The sequence below is a fragment of the Halomonas sp. 328 genome (assembly GCF_015645095.1).
Lineage (GTDB): Bacteria > Pseudomonadota > Gammaproteobacteria > Pseudomonadales > Halomonadaceae > Bisbaumannia.
The window spans coordinates 1-13431 of the sequence record NZ_JADOTW010000035.1 but is presented as its reverse complement, the minus strand read 5'-3'; the positions used below and the strand labels follow the sequence as shown (position 1 = coordinate 13431).

Genomic DNA, 13431 nt, shown 5'->3' with positions numbered 1-13431 from the left:
CGCCCCTCGCTAGTCTGCTCCTGACCGCAACAACGACATCACCTGCGAGGGCGAGACCATGAGCACCGAACCCCGGACCTACGATGCCCAGGCGCTGTGGCAGAAGGACAAGGATCATTTCATCCACCCCTTCACCGACTACAGCCTCTTCCATGAGAAGGGCTGCGACCTGATCACCGAGAGCGACGGCATCTACGTGGAAGACGTCCACGGAAACCGTTTCATCGACGGCATCGCCGGCCTGTGGTGCGTCAACGTGGGCCACGGCCGCGCCGAGATCGGCCAGGCCATGGCCGACCAGGCCACCCGCATGGCCTACTTCTCCACCTTCAACAACCTCTCCAACGCCCCGGCGACGGAGCTGGCCGCCAAGCTCGCCGAGCTGGCCCCGGCCCACCTCAACCATGTGTTCTACAGCTGCGGCGGCTCGGCGGCCAACGACGCCACCATCCGCCTGGTGCACTACTACTTCAACCGCCTGGGCAAGCCCAACAAGAAGCGCATCCTGTCGCGCAACAACGCCTACCACGGCACCACTTACCTGGCCGCCAGCCTGACCGGTATCGCCAGCAACAACTGGGACTTCGATACCCTCGACCACCTGGTGACCCACCTCAGCGAGGCCAACTGCTACCGCCGCCCGGCGGGGATGAGCGAGGCGGACTACTGCGATCACCTGGTGGCCGAACTGGAAGAGACCATCGCCGAGATCGGCGCCGAGAATATCGCCGCCTTTATCGCCGAGCCGATCATGGGCGCCGGCGGCGTGCTGATGGCCCCCCAGGGCTACCACACCCGCATCCAGGCGGTGTGCCGCGCCAACGAGATCCTGTTTATCGCCGACGAGGTGGTTACCGGCTTCGGTCGCCTGGGTCACTTCTTCGCCTCCGAGGCGGTCTTCGACACCCAGCCGGATATCATCAACTGCGCCAAGGGCCTCTCCTCGGGCTATGCGCCCCTGGGCGCCACCCTGATCTCCGACGCCCTCTTCGAGGTGCTGGGCACCCCCCAGGGCAAGGGCGGCGTGCTGAGCACCGGCTTCACCTACTCCGGCCATCCGGTGAGCTGCGCGGCGGCGCTGAAGAACATCGAGATCCTGGAGCGCGAGGCGATCTGTGAGAACGTCCGTGAGGTGGGCCCCTACCTGGAGCAGAAGCTCAAGACCCTGGCGGACCATGAAACCGTCGGAGACGTCAGGGGAAGCCACTTTATGCTGGCCATCGAGAACGTCGCCGACAAAGCCACCAAGGAGCTGCTGCCGGTGGAGGCGCGGGTCGGCGACCGGGTCGCCGCCGAGGCCCAGAAGCGCGGCCTGATCATCCGCCCGGTGGGTCACCTCAATATCATCTCGCCGCCCCTGATCTGGGACCGTGACACCGTGGATCGGGTGGTGGCCATCCTCGACGAGGCCTTCGCCGCCACCACCGCGTCCCTTCGCGCGGACGGCTTCCTGTAAACCACCCTTGGGGGCCGGGCGACCGGCCCCCACCCTCACAAGACCACAACGATAAATAGAGAGTGTTGTATGGAAAGTTTTGGCGCCTGGAGCCTGCTCCCCACCCTGGTGGTGCTGGGCATGGCCATTATCACCCGCCGCACCATCGAGTCGCTGATGGCCGGGGCCCTGGTGGGGCTGCTGATGATCGACCCCACCAGCGTGGTCACTCAGGGCTCGGATATCCTGCTCACCGTGCTGGGCAACGACACCGTCACCTGGATCATCCTGGTCTGCGGCCTGTTCGGCAGCCTGATCGCCCTGCTGGTCAAGACCGGCGGCGTGCTCAGCTTCGGCGACGCCGTCACCAAGCGCATCCATAGCCGTCGCCAGAGCCTGCTGGCCACCTGGGTGCTGGGGCTGGTGATCTTCGTCGACGACTACCTCAATGCGCTGACCATCAGCGCCTCCATGAAGAAGATCACCGACCGCTTCAAGGTCTCCCGGGAGAAGCTCGCCTATATCGTCGATTCCACCGCGGCGCCGATCTGCATCCTGGTGCCCTTCTCCACCTGGGCGGTGTTCTTCGCCGGCCTGCTGGAGGAGAACAACGTGGCCGGCAACGGCATGGGCCTCTATATCGAGGCCATTCCCTATATGTTCTATGCCTGGGTGGCCGCCGCCGTGGTGCCCCTGGTGGCCCTGGGCTGGATTCCCAACCTCGGCCCCATGAAGGCCGCCGAGGCCCGCGCCGCCGCCGGCCAGCTGATGCCGGACGGCGTCGACGACAACGCCCTGGAGATGGGGGACACCGGCAAGAAGCGCCCGCACCTGCTTAACTTCCTGTTACCCATCGCCACCCTGATCTTCTTCACCTGGTACTTCGAGATCGACATCCTGCGCGGCGTCATCGTGGCCCTGGCCGTGACCCTGGTGCTGATCGCCACCCAGAAGCTGCTGAGCTTCCACGACACCTTCGACACCGCACTGGACGGCTTCAAGGCGATGATCATGCCGCTGGGCACCCTGGTGGCCGGCTTCACCCTCAAGGAGGTCAACGATGTCCTGGGCCTCACCGACTATGTGATCGCCACCGTCCAGCCGCTGATGAGCCCGGGGATGTTGCCGGCGGTGGTCTTCGTCACCATGGCCTTCCTGGCCTTCGCCACCGGCTCCTTCTGGGGCATCTTCGCCGTGGCCATGCCCATCGTGCTGCCCCTGGCGGCGAGCATGGACAGCCATATGCCGCTGGTGATCGGCGCCCTGATCTCCGCCAGCGCCTTCGGCAGCCACGCCTGCTTCTACGGCGACTCCACGGTGCTCTCCGCACAGGGCAGCGGCTGCACCCCCATGGCCCATGCCCTGACCCAGTTGCCCTATGTGTTGATCGCCGCCGCCATCGCCGCCGCTATCTTCCTGATGGTCGGCCACCTGTGAGACTCGCCATGAACCAGCCAATGATCGATCAAGCCACCACCGAGGCCACGCCCCGGGCCCTGGGCTTCGCCATGCCCGCCGAGTTCGCCCCCCACGACGCCTGCTGGATGCTCTGGCCCCAGCGCCCCGACACCTGGCGCTATGGCGCCAAGCCGGCCCAGCAGGCCTTCGCCGAGGTGGCCTGCGCCATCGCCGAGAGCGAGACGGTGTTCGTCGGCGTCAACGACGAGCAGTACGAGAACGCCCGCAACCAGCTGCCCGCTCATATCCGCGTGGTGGAACTCTCCAGCAACGACGCCTGGATGCGCGACATGGGCCCCACCTTCCTGACCCACCCGGACGGCCGCCTGGCCATGGTGGACTGGGTATTCAACGCCTGGGGCGGCCTCAAGGGGGGCCTCTACTTCCCCTGGGACAAGGACAAGCGCATCCGCACCAAGATCGCCGAGATGCTCGGCATCCCGCGCTTCGAGGCGCCGGTGGTGCTGGAGGGCGGCGCCATCCATGTGGACGGCGAGGGCACCCTGATCACCACCGAGGAGTGCCTGCTCAACGCCAACCGCAACCCGGAGATGAGCCGCGAGGGGATGGAAGCGGTGCTCCGGGAGTACCTGGGCATCGACAAGGTGATCTGGCTACCCCGGGGCTGCCACCTGGACGAAACCGACGGCCACGTGGACAACCTCTGCTGCTTCGTCGCCCCGGGCCAGGTGGCCCTGACCTGGTGCGACGACGAGGCGGATCCCCAGGCCGCCATCTCCCGGGAGGCCCTGGCGGTGCTGGAGGCCGCCACCGACGCCAAGGGGCGCCCGCTGACCGTGCACAAGCTGCCCCAGCCCGGCCCGCTGCATATCGCCGAGGACGAGGCCAGCGGCCTGGATCGCCTCAACAGCTCCCACCCGCGCCAGCCCGGCGACCGCATGGCCGGCTCCTACGTCAACTTCTATATCGGCAACTCGGTGGTGGTGATGCCCTTCCTCGACCCCACCCACGACGAGGCGGCCCGGGCGATCCTCCAGGGGCTCTTCCCCGACAAGCGAGTGGTCGGGGTGCCGGCCCGGGAGATCCTGCTCGGCGGCGGCAATATCCACTGCATTACCCAGCAGCAGCCCAAGCCCTGATCGGCTACCACCGCTGTGAGAGGCGCCATCCACGCCGCCGCCGAGGCCCTGATATGAGGCCTCGGCGGCGGCGTTATACGGCTTGGTGACGCCGCGCAAGCGTTTTGTTGCCCCTTGACGCGAAAACTACTTGCGACCAGCCTCATGGGGGGCCATTATCTGCGCCCTCTCGCCGGCCCAGCATGACGACGGAGCCGGGCGAGGCCATGACCGGGGTGGCATCGGGTCGGGGTGCGCTGTGGCGGCCCACTACCGATAAGACCCTACCACTGTTGACATTTCCCGATCTGGATTCGAACCCATGAGCAAAGTCTTGATTATCGGCGCCGGAGGCGTCGGCGGTGTCGTTACCCACAAGTGTGCCCAGCATCCCGAGGTCTTCAGCGAGATCCTGCTGGCCAGCCGCAACGAGGCGAAGTGCAAGGCGATCGCCGACCAACTGGATCGCCCGATCCAGACCGCCCAGGTGGATGCCGATGACGTCGAGGCGCTGGTCGCCCTGATCGAATCGTTCCAACCGGACGTGCTGATCCACGTGGCCCTGCCCTATCAGGACCTGACCATCATGGAGGCCTGTCTGCGTACCGGCGTGCCCTACCTGGACACCGCCAACTACGAGCATCCGGACGAGGCCAAGTTCGAGTACAAGGAGCAGTGGGCCTTCCAGGACCGCTACAAGGACGCCGGCAACATGGCCACCCTGGGCTGCGGTTTCGACCCGGGCATGACCAATATCTACTGTGCCTACGCCCAGAAGAACCTCTTCGACGAGATCCACCGCATCGACATCCTGGATGCCAACGGCGGCGATCACGGCTACCCCTTCGCCACCAACTTCAACCCGGAGATCAACATTCGCGAGATCACCGCGAAGGGTCGCTACTGGGAGAAGGGCGAGTGGAAGGAGACCGACCCGCTGGCGGTGAAGCGCAAGTTCGACTTCGACGGCATCGGCGAGAAGGACATCTACCTCCTCTACCACGAGGAGATGGAATCCCTGTGCCAGAACATCAAGGGCCTGGAGCGCATCCGCTTCTGGATGACCTTCTCCGACAAGTACATCACCCACCTCAAGGTGCTCGAGAACGTCGGCATGACCAGCATCGAGCCGATCAAGGTCGGCGATGCCGAGATCGCCCCCCTGGAGTTCCTCAAGGCGGTGCTGCCCGACCCGGCCTCGCTGGGCCCGCGCACCAAGGGCAAGACCAACATCGGCATCATCGCCGACGGCATCAAGGACGGTAAGCGTCGCAAGGTGCATATCTACAACATCTGCGACCACGAGCAGTGCTACGCCGAGGTCCAGTCCCAGGCCATCTCCTACACCACCGGCGTGCCGGCGGTGACCGGTGCCATGCTGATGCTGGAAGGCATCTGGAAGGGCGCGGGCGTGTTCAACGTCGAGCAGCTCGACCCCGACCCCTTCATGGCGCGCATCGGCGAGATGGGCCTGCCCTGGCAGGTGGTCGAGCTCGACCCCGACCACGACCCCCTGGCCTGAGCCATGGCGAACGCACGCGAGCAGGGCCTGGACTTTAATGTCCGGGCCTGCCCCTCCCCGGCCTATGTGGTGGACGACGCCCTGCTGCGCCGCAACCTGGAGCGCCTCGCCGAGGTCCAGGAGCGCAGCGGCGCGCGCATCCTGCTGGCGCTGAAGGGCTTCGCCATGTGGGACTGCTTCCCCATGATCCGCGAATACCTGGTGGGCACCACCTCCAGCGGCCAGGACGAGGCGCGCCTGGGGGCGGAGACCTTCGGCGGCGAGGTGCACTGCTACTCGCCGGCCTTCACCGCGGCGGAGATGGACGTGGTGCTGCGTTACGCGGACCACCTCAGCTTCAACTCGCCGGGCCAGTGGCGGCGCTTCCGCGAGACGATCGCGGCGGCGCCCCGCCGGGTCTCCTGCGGGCTGAGGGTCAACCCGGAGCACTCCACTGGGGCGGTGCCACTCTATGATCCCTGCGCACCGGGCTCGCGGCTCGGTACCCGGGCTCAGGATCTCACCCCCGAGGACCTGGACGGCCTCGAGGGGCTGCACTTCCATACCCTGTGCGAGCAGAACAGCGACGCCCTGGAAGAGACCCTGGCGGCCTTCGAGGCAAAGTTCGGCCACTACCTCGCCGGCATGAAGTGGATGAACCTGGGCGGCGGCCACCATATCACCCGGCCCGACTACGACGTGGAGCGGCTGGTACGGGTGGTCCGCGACTTCAAGGCGCGTCATCCGCACCTGACGGTCTACCTGGAGCCGGGGGAAGCCATCGCCCTGAACACCGGCTACCTGGTCTGCTCGGTACTGGATATCGTCGAGAATGACGGCCCCATCGCCATCCTCGACACCTCCGCCACCGCGCATATGCCCGATGTGCTGGAGATGCCCTACCGCCCCGAGATCATCGGCGGCGGCGAGCCGGGCGAGAAGGCTTATACCTATCGCCTGGGGGGCACGACCTGCCTCGCCGGCGACGTGATCGGCGATTACTCGTTCGACGCGCCGCTTCAGATCGGCGACCGCCTGGTGTTCACCGACATGGCCCACTACACCATGGTCAAGACCACCACCTTCAATGGCATCCGCCTGCCGTCGATCTGCCGCATCGACGAGGCGAGCCGCGAGGTGCGCACGGTCAAGACCTTCGGCTACGTGGACTATATGCAGCGACTCAGCTAAGCGAGCCGCCTGCCAAGCGAAACGCCACGCCCAGCTTCCTGGGTGTGGCGTTTTTTTATAAGCGCATGGTGGTTAACGCAGCAGGGTCAACAACAGGGCAGCGAGGCCCACCGCCAGGGCGGTCAGCACGGCGATATCCACGGCGCGATCGAGCCAGCGTTCGAACGCGACACGCTGGCCGGGACGGGGGCGGCGGGTGGCGCCGCGACTGGATCGGCGTGAAGACATGGGAGCCTGTCAGGGGGTGAACGGCTCTTTATCATAAGCGCAATTCGCCCGGCCACCAACGGCCAGGCGCCAATGCCTCTCCCCGATGATGCCCTGCCCCTATCGCATCGATAACCCGCAGTCATTGCAAAGCCCCTCAGGCCCCGGGATGATAGCGAGCAAGCTAACTATTTACCGCGGTGGATGCCATGTCTCGACTCGCCTCGACTCCCCTCTCGGTGCTCGACCTGGCCCCGGTGCGCCAAGGCGGCAGCATCGCCGACAGCTTCCGTGAGACGGTGCAACTGGCTCGCCAGGCGGAGGCGCTGGGTTTCACCCGCTACTGGCTGGCGGAGCATCACAACCTGGAGGGCATCGCCAGCGCCGCCACGGCGGTGCTGATCGGCCATGTGGCCGGCGCCACCTCGACGCTGCGGGTGGGCAGCGGCGGCATCATGCTGCCCAACCACGCGCCCCTGGTGGTCGCCGAGCAGTTCGGTACCCTGGAGACCCTCTACCCCGGGCGCATCGACCTGGGCCTGGGCCGCGCCCCGGGCACGGATGGCGCCACCGTGGCGGCCCTGGGCCGGGATCCCCGCGCCGGGGTCGACGACTTCCCGGCGCGTCTCGAGGAGTTGCGCGGCTACCTGGACGAGGCCACCCCGGGACAGCGGGTGCGTGCCATTCCCGGCCAGGGCACCCGGGTGCCCCTCTGGTTGCTCGGCTCCAGCGACTACAGCGCCCGCCTGGCCGGACGCCTGGGGCTGCCCTTCGCCTTCGCCGCCCAGTTCGCCCCGGGCTATCTGTTCGAGGCCCTGCGCTGCTACCGGGAGGCCTTCCGGCCCTCGCCGCAGCTGGCCGCGCCCTATGCCCTGGTGGGGCTGCCGGTGATCGCCGCCGAGAGCGATGCCCTAGCCCACTACCTGGCCACCAGCGCCCAGCAGAAGTTCCTCAACCTGATCCGTGGCCGGCGCACCTTCTCCCAGCCCCCGGTGGAAGAACTCGACTGGACGCCCCTGGAGCGCGCCCAGGTGGAACAGTTCCTGGGCGCCGCCATCATCGGTGGCCCCGAGACGGTGCGCGACGAGCTGGAGGCCTTCCTGACGGCCACCGGCGCCGACGAGCTGATGATCACTACCGACGTCTACAGCGCCGAGGATCGCCTGGCCAGCTACCGCCTGGTGGCCGAGGCCCGGGGACGGTGAGCGGGCACCGTCTTGGCGCATTCGTCCCGAGCCGCGGCACCAGGAGAGCGCGCCCCGGGACGAGCGCCGAGCCACCGGGCCCGCAGCTGCACCATTGTCACCCGACAAGCGATGACTCATGCACCAATTCGGCGCCCTCCGCCGACACCTCGGTGTACTCGATCACCCCGTACCAGCCCAGGCCGGCATAGGTCTCGTAACCCGGGGTTCTGGCAAAGGCCACCAGGCGCGCCTTCTCCTGGCCATGGCCCCGCTCGCGGCCCTCGGTGGCCAACGGGTAGCGCTCGCTGAGGGCAGCCTGGCCCCGGGAATCGGCGAGGATGCGCGCCTCGGCGTCGAGCAGCATCACCCGGCTACGAGCCCGTTCTTCCTCGCTAAGCCCCACCCCCTGCACCACCGCCTCGGCCTGGGGCGCCCAGTCGAAGAAGATCCCCAGGGTGCCCAGCACCTCGCCGTCGTGGCGGCCCCCGCGGCGAATGGCGGTGGCATAGGTGGCCACCGGAGCATCGTCCAGCGCCGGCTCCCGGGCGATATCGGCGACGCTGTAGTCGTCGCCATTGGTGGTGGCGAGGGCCTGGCGGAACCAGGCCTGGCCGGCGACATCATGGCCCACGACTCCCGGGTAGCGGTCCGGGCGACCGTTGGCGATCACCCGGCCCTGGCGGTCGGTGATCCACAGGTCCAGGTAGACGGTATAGGAGCGCAGGATAGTGGCCAGGCGCGCGCTGGCATGGGCCCGGCGGTCCGCCGTCGGCGTCTCCACGGCGTCCACCACGGCACTGTCGGTGGCCCACCAGCGCACGTCGCAGGAGCGCTCGAAGAGGTTGCGGTCGATGATCTCCACCGCATTCAGCGCCAGGTCGGTGAAGCGCTGGCCGCGCAGCTCGGTGAGCATCTCGGTGCCCGCCTCCTCGAGCCGCTGGGCCTGGGCCTCCACCTCGCCGCGGAAACCCCGGGCGATGCCGCTGATGCTGCCGGAGACCCGCCCCATCTCCTCGGCCACCACCCCGAAGGCGGCCCCCGCCGCTCCGGCTCGGGCCGCCTCGATGCGGGCATTGAGGGCGAGGATCTCGGTCTCGCGCATGATCGACTCGATGGCGCCGACCTTGTCGCGGGTGGTCTCGGCAATGGCGTAGGCGAGTTCGAGGATACGGTTGTCTTGCATGGCGGGCGTCCTTCTGCTGGGATGCGGGGACGAGGCCGGTGTCGGCCTCGTCCTAAGCAAAGCAAGAAGCGGGCCAGCCGAACGAAACCGCCGCCCCGGGTTCCAAGGGGGCAGTCACCAATAGGAGTTGTCATGAGCGATCCCCATGATCCGCGCCACAACCCGGCCTGGCAGGCCGCCCGCCAGTGGCAGGCCCGCGCTCGCCAGGCGCGCCCCCAGGGCCTGCTGGGCACCCTCAAGCTGCTGCTGATCTGGCTGCTGTTCGGGGTGATGATGATCGTCGCCCTGGTGCTGGGGCTGGTCTTCCTGCTGCTGGGCTGGGCCCTGATGCCGCTGCTGCGCTACCGCCTCAAGAAGCGCATGGAACAGATGCGCGCCGACCAGGCCCAGGATGTGGGCGGCGACTACCAGGACGCCCCCGGCCGCCACGAGACCCTGGAGGGCCACTACGAGGTGAAATCCGAACAGGACGACGAGCGACGCCGCTGAGCCCCGCCGACATAAAAACGCTCCCGTGGAAGACACGGGAGCGCAAAGGTCATGCTAATGCATCTCGGAACGATGCGAGGGTACGCCTGGCGGGCGACCAGACGCCTCTCACCCTAGCGCCCCGCCCGATCAACGGGCCAATTCATTGGCCCCATCGCCTCCATTGCGAGTGACTAACGGCTAGATCGATTTCAGATTATTGAAGATCTTCCCCAGGCAGCGGTTAAGCACCACGATCTCCTCGGCATCCAGCCCATGGAAGGCCTTCTCCACCAGCCGGTGGGTCAGCTCGCGAGCCACTTCCAGTTGCGCCTCCCCCTGCTCGGTCAGGGTCACCTCGGTGACGCGGCGATCCTCGTCGGAGGGAGCCGTCACCACCAGCTCGGCCTCCTGCATCTTGTAGACGATCTTGGTGATGGTCGAGAGCTTGGCCACGGCATGGATGGCGATGTCCGACATGCTCAGCCGGCCATGCTCGTGCAGGATCATCAGGATCCGCCACTTGGAGGAGCTCAGCCCCTTGGGCTTGAGCAGGGCATCCATATCGGCGCTGTACTTGGCATTGAGCCGGGCGACCCAGTAGAAGGGGAAGTCCCTGGAGCGGAACTCCTCCGAAAGGGGATAGAAGGAAGGGGAGAGTACGTCCTTGTCAGCCATGGGCCCGTGCCGTCGCGAAGAAATAGTTGATTATTCTAGCATGTGCCCCCTTACTCCAGCAGCCGACCATCGACGAAAAGGCCCCCGGCAGACGCCGGGGGCAAGGGATCGAAGGGTCGGCCGGCGGGCCCGCCTCAGAAGCGGTACATCACCATGCCCTGCAGGCGCAGGGCGTCGCCATCGCGCCCCTCCACCACCTGGCGGCTATGGTAGCCCGCCTCGATGCCGTAGGTGACGTTCTGGATCGGCGACCAGATGTAGTTCAGGTGCACGGCCTGGAACTTCTCGTTGGCATCGCCGCCCAAGGTGCCGGCGGCCACCGCCCCGTCCAGGTCCGCCCGGGCCACGCCATAGCCCAGGGTCACCTTGCCGGGGCCGGCGGCGGCGGTGATGCCCAGGGTGCCGCCGGTGGCACTGATGGTTTCCAGTTCACCGGTGGCCGGATCCAGGTAGGCGGGAGCCGCCGGGGTTCCCTCCAGGTAGCCGCCGATGCCGTCGCCATGGGTCAGGGAGCCGCGCAGGGTCACACCCTCGGCGACCCGGGCGCTGGCCTCCAGGGCCAGACCCCAGCCGAAGGCGCTGTCCTTGCCGCTATCGGTGGTGCCGGTGGTGTCGTACTGCAGGCGGCGCAGCACGGCGGAGGCACCGTAGTCGAAGCCATCGACGCCGCCCTGATAACGCAGGGTCAGGTCGGGAAGCTGGCTCTTGGTGGCATCGGCCAGGGGCGAGCCCCCGAGGTTTTCCGGGTCTTCCAGGGCCACCGAGAAGCCTTCCACGGTATAACGCAGTTGGGCCTGACGGCCCGCGTTGCCCAGGCCCGGCTGAGGGGTGAAATCGATGGTGGGATTCATGCCCAGGAAACCGCCGAAGTTGGACCAGGTCTGGCCGCCCAGGAGGCCGTTCCACTCGCCATAGGCGTGGCGCAGACGGAAACTCCCGCCGCCACCGCCGAAGAAATCGCCCTCGATCATGGTCTTGAGGTCACTGCCCCCGGCCGGGGTACTCGTGGTGAAGCCCAGCCGGCTCTGATAGGCGTGCAGGGTGGTATGGCCCTCGGGCCCGGCCTGGTCATCCAGCAGAATAGCGTTGCGGTTGACGGTATTGCCCAGGTCCGCATCCACGTCATAGATCAGGTCCAGCTTGGCGTAACCGTAGATGTCGGCGGTGGTGTCGCCGACCTCCAGGGTGTAGGCCTGGGCCGTGCCCTGAACGACGAGGGCCAGGGCCGACACTGAGCAGAAGCCAATCAGTCGAAATTTCTTGTGATTATTCATCCATTACTCCAAAGGCCATCTTGAGTCCCCTGAACATCAGGGGGCGAGGTTTCCCGAGGCGGGCTCGGGCAAGCCGCTGCCCTGGCAGGCTCGTGACAAGCCGCCATGCCCTCCACGGAAACGGGATCCAGCGGATGTCATCCGCCGGCGTCATTCAGGCCGGCGTGCGACCAGGAAGGCCGGCGCCGGGATGCTATCGGGGGGTCATCAATACCGAAGCCTTCGAGAAGTCACTGGCCCAGCCCTCCTTGAGCGGCGCCACGAAGACGTTCTCGGTGCGGGTCCGGGTGATCTTCCAGCGGCCGTCCGGCTCGCGGCGGAAGGCATTGTTGAGCCGCGACGAGCGCAGCAACGAGGAACCATCGGAGAAGATCCACGGCTGGCAATGCACCCACTGCCCTTCCGCCGTCTCGCCATCGACATGGATCTGCTCGGAGGTCAGGTAGTGCACGTTCAAGAGCAGCTCGGGGTCGCGCTTCTGGCCCCAGAAATTCTCGAAATGGCGGCGAATCGCTGCCGCTCCCTCGAGGCGACCGAACTGGTTGTCGTAATAGTCGCCGACCCCTTCCCAGACGGCGTCTTCGGCATAGAGCGCCATGATGCGATCGATGCGCTCGGCATCATCCTTGACGCCATGCTCGGGGAGCGGGGTATCGCAGAGGAACATGTAACGCGCCTGGAGCCGGCGGATTTCCGCCTCGGCTTCCAGGGCTTCGAGACGCGCCATCAGGGCACGCAGCTCGGCATGGGATACGTCCGGCATCGCTGGTTCTCCTGGTCGGTCCATGAAACGGGAAAATCGGTGACCTCTAATGCGGCTCGCCCAGGCGCTCGACCACACACCCCAGGCCCGTCTTGAGCGCCTCGACCTCGGCCGCCGACAACCCCTCGAGCAGGCGCCGCTCGTAGTCGTCGGCCATGGTCAGCAGGCGCAGCGCCAGCGCCCGTCCCGCGTCCTTCAAGGCGATCCGGTGGTCGTCGTCGACGGCCACCAGGGCCCGCTCCCGAAGGCCACCCAGGGTATCGTCGAGATCAGCCAGGGGCTGGGCCACGCGTCGGGCCAGGGTGTCACGATCCAGGGCGCCACGATCCGCCAGCAGGGTCAGCACCCGCCACTCCTTGTCGTTGACCCCCAGGCTGCCGAGGCGCGGATAGAAGTCGCCACAGTAGGCAGACAGCGCCTGGCGCATCAGGTAGAGCAGGTGCTTGCCCAGGCGGCCGTCCAGCACGCTCTGTTCCTCCACCGGCAGCATCATCGGATGCGGCTCGGGCACCGCGTAGCGACCGTTATGGAAGACCAGGGCGCTGCCCTCGTCCCGGTAGCCGTAGCGCATCACCTCGCCGACGATGATCAGGTGGTCGCCGCCCTCGTAGACGTTCCAGGTGCGGCATTCGAAGTGGGCCGCGGCGTCCTTCACCTTGGCAGCACCGCCGAGGCCTTCTTCGATGGCGATACCGGCGAACTTGTCCTCGCCGCGACTGGCGAAACGGTTGGAGACCTCGACCTGGTCATTGCCCAGCACATTGACCACGAAGTGCTTGGCCTCCCGATAGGCAGCCAGGCTGTAGGCGCCCTTGTCGATGCTCCACAGGATCAGCGGCGGGTCCATCGACACCGTATTGAAGCTGCTGGCGGTCACGCCGTAGTGCTCCCCGCCGTCATCGCGGGTGGTGACCACCGTGACCCCGGTGGCGAATTTGCCCAGGGCGCGGCGGAAATCTCTCGTATCAAGGCTCATCGGCCATCCTCCAGTGCTGTTGTCGGGCCGG

Annotated in this window: 13 protein-coding genes; 7 read left to right on the top strand and 6 right to left on the bottom strand. The window is 66.9% G+C overall.

The annotated features are described in order from the left end of the window. The first annotated feature begins 58 nt into the window (after positions 1–58). From IHD13_RS15665 to nspC, 5 genes are all read left to right on the top strand, one after another. Positions 59–1456, top strand: a complete 1398-nt coding sequence (locus tag IHD13_RS15665; protein ID WP_195861969.1) for an aminotransferase — start codon at positions 59–61, stop codon at positions 1454–1456. Between the two features lie 69 nt (positions 1457–1525). Next, entirely contained in the window at positions 1526–2872 is a 1347-nt protein-coding gene (locus IHD13_RS15660) for a Na+/H+ antiporter NhaC family protein (RefSeq protein ID WP_195861968.1), read from the top strand. Positions 2873–2880: 8 nt separating this feature from the next. Next, complete coding sequence (aguA, locus tag IHD13_RS15655) at positions 2881–3993, top strand: agmatine deiminase (RefSeq protein ID WP_230086369.1); 1113 nt, start codon at positions 2881–2883, stop codon at positions 3991–3993. A 301-nt stretch (positions 3994–4294) separates the two neighbouring features. Further along, on the top strand, positions 4295–5494 hold the full coding sequence (locus IHD13_RS15650) for a saccharopine dehydrogenase family protein (protein ID WP_195861967.1): 1200 nt from the start codon (positions 4295–4297) through the stop codon (positions 5492–5494). 3 nt (positions 5495–5497) lie between these two features. Next, positions 5498–6664, top strand: coding sequence for a carboxynorspermidine decarboxylase (gene nspC, locus IHD13_RS15645; protein WP_195861966.1), 1167 nt, complete (start codon positions 5498–5500; stop codon positions 6662–6664). A gap of 72 nt (positions 6665–6736) precedes the next feature. On the opposite strand, the gene IHD13_RS15640 is transcribed toward nspC, so the two are convergent. Next, a complete protein-coding gene (locus IHD13_RS15640; protein WP_195861965.1) occupies positions 6737–6892 on the bottom strand; it encodes a hypothetical protein in 156 nt (51 codons plus the stop codon). A gap of 188 nt (positions 6893–7080) precedes the next feature. Between IHD13_RS15640 and IHD13_RS15635 the strand changes: the two genes are divergently transcribed. Further along, positions 7081–8076: an LLM class flavin-dependent oxidoreductase gene (locus IHD13_RS15635; RefSeq protein ID WP_195861964.1), complete on the top strand. Its 996-nt coding sequence runs from the start codon at positions 7081–7083 to the stop codon at positions 8074–8076. A 97-nt stretch (positions 8077–8173) separates the two neighbouring features. Here the strand turns inward: IHD13_RS15635 and IHD13_RS18490 are convergent, their stop codons facing one another. Further along, positions 8174–9241 (bottom strand): cache domain-containing protein, encoded by a 1068-nt coding sequence (locus IHD13_RS18490; protein WP_195861963.1) that lies wholly within the window; start codon positions 9239–9241, stop codon positions 8174–8176. A gap of 132 nt (positions 9242–9373) precedes the next feature. On the opposite strand from IHD13_RS18490, the gene IHD13_RS15625 reads away from it, so the two are divergent. Further along, on the top strand, positions 9374–9730 hold the full coding sequence (locus IHD13_RS15625; protein ID WP_195861962.1) for a hypothetical protein: 357 nt from the start codon (positions 9374–9376) through the stop codon (positions 9728–9730). 180 nt (positions 9731–9910) lie between these two features. Here the strand turns inward: IHD13_RS15625 and IHD13_RS15620 are convergent, their stop codons facing one another. The 4 genes from IHD13_RS15620 to IHD13_RS15605 form a co-directional block, all read right to left on the bottom strand. Beyond that, complete coding sequence (locus tag IHD13_RS15620; protein ID WP_195861961.1) at positions 9911–10387, bottom strand: MarR family winged helix-turn-helix transcriptional regulator; 477 nt, start codon at positions 10385–10387, stop codon at positions 9911–9913. Between the two features lie 134 nt (positions 10388–10521). Then, complete coding sequence (locus IHD13_RS15615; RefSeq protein ID WP_195861960.1) at positions 10522–11661, bottom strand: DcaP family trimeric outer membrane transporter; 1140 nt, start codon at positions 11659–11661, stop codon at positions 10522–10524. A gap of 193 nt (positions 11662–11854) precedes the next feature. After that, the gene (locus IHD13_RS15610; protein WP_195861959.1) at positions 11855–12424 is read right to left on the bottom strand and encodes a nuclear transport factor 2 family protein; all 570 of its coding nucleotides are present in this window, start codon (positions 12422–12424) and stop codon (positions 11855–11857) included. 46 nt (positions 12425–12470) lie between these two features. Then, on the bottom strand, positions 12471–13400 hold the full coding sequence (locus IHD13_RS15605; protein WP_195861958.1) for a flavin reductase: 930 nt from the start codon (positions 13398–13400) through the stop codon (positions 12471–12473). Between the last annotated feature and the right edge of the window lie 31 nt (positions 13401–13431).

What these genes read in the sequence shown, in the direction of transcription:
- IHD13_RS15665 (WP_195861969.1), top strand. Translation starts at nt 59, where the DNA reads ATGAGCACCGAACCCCGGACCTACGATGCCCAGGCGCTGTGGCAGAAG.
- IHD13_RS15660 (WP_195861968.1), top strand. Translation starts at nt 1,526, where the DNA reads ATGGAAAGTTTTGGCGCCTGGAGCCTGCTCCCCACCCTGGTGGTGCTG.
- aguA (WP_230086369.1), top strand. Translation starts at nt 2,881, where the DNA reads ATGAACCAGCCAATGATCGATCAAGCCACCACCGAGGCCACGCCCCGG.
- IHD13_RS15650 (WP_195861967.1), top strand. Translation starts at nt 4,295, where the DNA reads ATGAGCAAAGTCTTGATTATCGGCGCCGGAGGCGTCGGCGGTGTCGTT.
- nspC (WP_195861966.1), top strand. Translation starts at nt 5,498, where the DNA reads ATGGCGAACGCACGCGAGCAGGGCCTGGACTTTAATGTCCGGGCCTGC.
- IHD13_RS15640 (WP_195861965.1), bottom strand. Translation starts at nt 6,892, where the DNA reads ATGTCTTCACGCCGATCCAGTCGCGGCGCCACCCGCCGCCCCCGTCCC.
- IHD13_RS15635 (WP_195861964.1), top strand. Translation starts at nt 7,081, where the DNA reads ATGTCTCGACTCGCCTCGACTCCCCTCTCGGTGCTCGACCTGGCCCCG.
- IHD13_RS18490 (WP_195861963.1), bottom strand. Translation starts at nt 9,241, where the DNA reads ATGCAAGACAACCGTATCCTCGAACTCGCCTACGCCATTGCCGAGACC.
- IHD13_RS15625 (WP_195861962.1), top strand. Translation starts at nt 9,374, where the DNA reads ATGAGCGATCCCCATGATCCGCGCCACAACCCGGCCTGGCAGGCCGCC.
- IHD13_RS15620 (WP_195861961.1), bottom strand. Translation starts at nt 10,387, where the DNA reads ATGGCTGACAAGGACGTACTCTCCCCTTCCTTCTATCCCCTTTCGGAG.
- IHD13_RS15615 (WP_195861960.1), bottom strand. Translation starts at nt 11,661, where the DNA reads ATGAATAATCACAAGAAATTTCGACTGATTGGCTTCTGCTCAGTGTCG.
- IHD13_RS15610 (WP_195861959.1), bottom strand. Translation starts at nt 12,424, where the DNA reads ATGCCGGACGTATCCCATGCCGAGCTGCGTGCCCTGATGGCGCGTCTC.
- IHD13_RS15605 (WP_195861958.1), bottom strand. Translation starts at nt 13,400, where the DNA reads ATGAGCCTTGATACGAGAGATTTCCGCCGCGCCCTGGGCAAATTCGCC.